This window comes from Prosthecobacter sp., assembly GCF_049294395.1.
Taxonomy (GTDB): domain Bacteria; phylum Verrucomicrobiota; class Verrucomicrobiia; order Verrucomicrobiales; family Verrucomicrobiaceae; genus Prosthecobacter.
In genome coordinates, this window is record NZ_JBAQCR010000251.1 from 1 (window position 1) to 4,819 (window position 4,819).

Annotated in this window: 4 protein-coding genes and 1 pseudogene; all 5 read left to right on the forward strand. The window is 58.2% G+C overall.

The window, feature by feature from the left end; genetic code table 11:
• A pseudogene (locus tag WAW39_RS17470) lies at positions 1–1,509 on the forward strand (hypothetical protein); the annotation flags it as partial.
• Positions 1,510–1,630: 121 nt separating this feature from the next.
• Positions 1,631–2,104 (forward strand): GNAT family N-acetyltransferase, encoded by a 474-nt coding sequence (locus WAW39_RS17475; protein ID WP_422320470.1) that lies wholly within the window; start codon positions 1,631–1,633, stop codon positions 2,102–2,104.
• A gap of 14 nt (positions 2,105–2,118) precedes the next feature.
• A complete protein-coding gene (locus WAW39_RS17480; RefSeq protein WP_422320471.1) occupies positions 2,119–2,430 on the forward strand; it encodes a hypothetical protein in 312 nt (103 codons plus the stop codon).
• Positions 2,431–2,437: 7 nt separating this feature from the next.
• Positions 2,438–4,066 (forward strand): PrsW family glutamic-type intramembrane protease, encoded by a 1,629-nt coding sequence (locus tag WAW39_RS17485; RefSeq protein ID WP_422320472.1) that lies wholly within the window; start codon positions 2,438–2,440, stop codon positions 4,064–4,066.
• A 57-nt stretch (positions 4,067–4,123) separates the two neighbouring features.
• Positions 4,124–4,819 (forward strand): PLDc N-terminal domain-containing protein (locus WAW39_RS17490; protein ID WP_422320473.1); only part of this gene is annotated, 696 nt, incomplete at its 3' end.

Below are 4,819 nucleotides of genomic sequence, written 5' to 3' on the forward strand. Positions count from 1 at the left end.
GTTTCAGACAGCAACCGAGGCTCCCTGTTTGTGGAAACTCTCAAGATGTCCCTGGATTCCCCTTGGACTGGCATCGGGCTGGGAAATTTCGCTGCTGTGTTTCCACAATTTTCCGGCATGTCCGAGCACATACGCCGCTTCATCCATCCTGAGAGCGACCTGCTCTGGCTCCTGGCTGAGGGCGGATTGCTGCCCCTGCTGCCCGCCATGCTGGTGCTGTTTTGGATTTTTGTGTCCACCGGCCCCTGGTATGGCAAGAAAAAGAAACGCAAATCAGGCATGCAGGATCGTCGTCTGCGCAATGCTGCCGCCATCGTCTTCGGTCTTGGAGCCATCCATGGACTGGGTGATGTGCCCAATCATGGTCTCGGCTATGCGCTCTTCATGGCCTTGCTGGCGGGAATCGCGATTCGACCACGCAGATTGCCAAACGCATCCGGCATGCCACAGCGTCTGGCCTTCCGGCTGGGCGGAGTGATGCTGCTGGCACTGGGTGCGGCTTGGACGGCCATTGCGCTGGGACATCCGGTTTTGCCGGGATCGAGTGCGGCGAATGCATTGCGAAGCCGGGCGGGAAAACTGGCTGACTCCGGTTCTCCTGCAGGCGCGCTGCCGCTCATGGATCAGGCCATTGAAATGGCGCCGATGGATTTTCGCTACTACTACGAAAGGGCGTGTCTGCGCCTTCGTCTCGGCCAGCCGAAAGAAGCGGCTTTGCTGGATTTCTCTCGTTCGCGTGTGCTCGATCCGACTTACGCACTGACCTGCTACACCGAAGGCCTTTTCTGGCTCGATTTCGACCCTCAGTACGCAGTCGTCGGCTGGCGCGAGTTTCTGCGCCGCTATCCGGAGGCGGCACCCGGTGAGTATGGCTATTACCGCCAAATGCTCAATTATTCCTACCAGCACCCCGGACTGCGCGAACCGCTCTGGACACTGGCCACAACTTCGGAGTTGAAATTCGAGTTCCTGAAAAGTGTTCAGACGCGCGATGAATTCGACCGCTGCTTGAAAAGCCTGCTGGCTCAACAACCAGACCTAAGGGGTTTGGATCCAGAGCAAAGGAAGAACCTTTTCAGCATGTGGTACCAGTATGGCAATCAAGAAGCGCTCATTATTGCTCTGGAAACCAACCGCAAATGGCAGGAGGATGGCTGGCGTACCCTCGCGGAACACTACGCTCGCAATTCAGATTTCCAGCGCGCGTGTCAGACAGCCATCCCCTATCTCCCCTCGGTCATTCGCACTGCACCAGGAACCAGCAGCAACATCCCAGCCTTGGAGCGCGCCCTGCTTTACAATCCAACCGATGCCAGAAGTGGCATTGATTTATTCCAAGCTCAAAAGACACAGGGCGACATTGACGGCGCCCTGCGTACTCTGGAAAAAGTGGCCGCATTCCCCAATGCCCCTGCGTACGTCCGCCAGGAAATCGCCACACTTTACATGATGAAACAGGATTTTCGCCGTGCCTGGGAAAACCTGCGGGAGGCCATGCAAAAGACATAGGCAAGGGCAGACTGAAGGCATTGGATAAAATCTGCTTCATTTTGGGGCAGATTGAGCAGCTTGCCGAAGTCGATGCATCGAACGCATTGCCTTTGTCCACGAGCCCGTTATTCTGTAAATTATGCCCGCCAACGACATTGAGCCCCATATCGAACCGGCAACCATCGAAGACCTGCCCCAGTTGGTGGAACTGCTTCTTGCCTTGTTCAGTGAAGAAGAGGATTTCAAGCCGGACCGCTCCAAGCAGGAGCACGGCCTGCGCCTCATTCTGGAGCAGCCCAACCGCGGCCGCATCTTTGTGCTGCGCACAGAACACAAGGTCATCGGCATGATCAACCTGCTCTTCACCATCAGCACGGCGGAAGGTGGCCTGGTCCTCATCATGGAGGACGTCATTGTGCATCCGCAGCATCGTCGTCAGGGATATGGAGGACGCCTTCTGGATCACGCCATCGAATTCGCGCGGGAAAAACACTTCCGCCGTATCACCCTGCTGACCGATCGCATCAGCGCAGACTCGCAGTCCTTCTTTCAGCAGCACGGCTTCCAGTTTTCCAAGATGATCCCGATGCGCCTCGTCTTTAACGAACCCTAAAGCAGTCTCTCCCTATGCACGCGTTTCTCGCCTTCCTCCCCCGGCCCGAAGGCGCCACGATGAAGGTGTCACGTGAGTGGGTGGAGGCCTCCGGCTGGTTTGTACTCTTCACCCTTGGCACTCTGCTGTTTCTGCTGGGCGCATTTGCCATGTGGGCCTGGCTTATTTGGCGGCGCACCACAAAGCCGGAGCCGCATATCAAACTGCTCATGGAACTCGAGGATGAATCTGAAGTCGAAGCCCGCACGACAATGCCAGAGGTCGAGACTGAAACGCGTGCTCCTTGGGAGCAGACCCCTGATTGGTGGAAGAAAGTGGACCCTTGAATGCAGCATGAGCGAGAAGCGTTCTCTTTTTCATGGCTGGCGTGCGCGCACCCACTACCTCACGCGCAATCGTCGCTTTTTGCTGCGCACCGCCGCCAGCATCACCGCCACAGGCATGATCATCGCCTGTGTGATCGTGATCGGCGATGTCAGCCAGGGGGAGCCCAAACAGAGTCAAGCCGACCTCTCCGCATTAAGCCGCTTGCATGAAGAGTTTAACCGCCTGCGGCATGAAACCACCCCGCAGCCGCGTCAGTTCGCCCTCTGGCTGCGCATGCTTCTCGCCCAACTCCCGCAGATCGAGGAGGAAAACGACGAGTCTGTGTTTCCCATGTTCATTCAGACTGGCAAGCTTGGCGGCTATGATGTGGCGCAACTCATCCAGCAGCATGCCACCACAGATGCCCCGGCAGGTTTGTTCCAGAATTTTCTTGCCGCAGCACTCGCCGGAGATCCGGCAGCGCAGCAGCAGCTCGAGCAAAATGCCCGGGCCTTGCCGCCTGAAATGCTCGCCGCAGAGCTTCTCGGCAGCGTACAGAAGCGCCGCAACAACATCCCGGCGGCCATGGAGGCATTTTACACCGAAGGCCTTCACTTTGCGGATGCCACCACCTCGCGTGAAGAGGCACTCCACCTGGCTGTCACACAGCATGACATTAAGTTCCTGCGCACCCTTGCTGCCCAGCCCGGATGGATCGAGCATTGCCCTCCCTTGCTCCAGCACCATGCAGGTTCACTTCTGGGCGATGTTTGGATGCAGTGGCATGGCCTTTTTCGTCATCGTCTCGATGAAATCCCCTATGGCATGCTCGGCCTCGCTTTCTTCGCGGCCGCTCTGTGGTACTTCATCCTGGTGCAGCACAGTGACCGCGAACGCTGGCGCTGGGCGCGTCCCATCGTCGCCCTCATGGCCGGAGTGGCCAGCGTTTGGCCCACGCTCACCATTCTCGCCTATCAGGAGTTCCATCAGGGCATGACCGCTGCCGCCCCCTTTCCTCATGATTTGATCTACTACATCGCGGGAGTCGGACTGCGTGAAGAAGGCTGCAAGCTTCTGCTCTTTGCACTTTTCCTGCCATGGTTGATGTGGCGTCGCACGCCGGGTCTGGCACTGCTCACGGGTGCTTTTGTTGGACTGGGGTTTTCGCTGGAGGAAAACATCGGCTACTACCAGAATTTCGGCGGCAGCGTCGCCTGGACGCGTTTCCTATCCGCCAATTTCCTCCATATTTCCCTCACCGGCATCTGCGCACACAGCCTCTACCGCATGCTGCTCACCCGCTTCGCCCGTGCTGATGAATTCATCACCACCTTCCTGCTGGCCGTCATTGCTCACGGTGCCTACGACTACCTCTCTCCCGGCAGGCTTGATGACAACGGCTGGCTTTCCGTCATTGTGCTCATTCTCTGCGCCGCACGTTTCATTGATCTCCTCGGTGAGGAAACCCGCCCCGTGCATCTCACCATCGCACCACGGGCCGTCTTCACCTTTGGCTCCGCCGTTTTGATCGCCATCTCCCTCATCCTTGGCGCATGGAGCACGCACACCATGGCAGGCGTCGCCAAGGCCGGTCAGGAATGCCTTAGCATGATCCCGATTGCATTGCTGTATTGGCGGAAGTTTGAGCACGCCTGAAACTCCCCGAGTCGGGGTTGTGCTTTGCACTTCTTCATGAATCGCGCATGCTGCGCCATGACTTGGTTTGAACACAATTTCTGGACGGTGGTGCTGGCGATTGCGTCGATCGTCGGCTCCGTCATTGCGCTGATTCATCTGCTCCTGCGGCATCGCGACTACCGTTCTGCAGCATTTTGGACGGCACTGGTGGTCTTCACACCACTGATCGGCCCCCTGCTGTACCTTTTGCTGGGTATCAATATTCTGCGTCGCAGCGGCCGGCGCTACCGCAGCGGCATCAATGAACCATGGCGTGATCCGGTGCCAGATCAGCCGCTGCCCGTCACTGCCACTGACAGCTGTGCCATGCAGGAGCACCAGCAGCTGGCACGCACGCTGGACCGCATCTCGCGCTTCAGCCACATGCTGGGAAACCACCTCGATATCCTCCATAATGGCGACGAGGCGATGCCGCGCATGCTGGAGGCGATCCGTGGAGCGCAACAAAGCATCACGCTGGCCAGCTACATCTTTGAAGCCACCGGCATCGGCGCAGACTTTATATGTGAGCTCTCCCTGGCAGTTAAGCGCGGCGTGCAGGTGCGTGTCATGGTGGATGACGCCGGCACACGCTACTCCTGGCCGCCAGTGGTTGAGTCCCTGGCGAAAGCCGGAGTCACTGCACGCCGCTTCATGCCCAGCCGGCTGGTCCTGCGTCTGATCACCATGAACCTGCGCAATCACCGCAAGATCCTGGTGGTTGACGGCAAG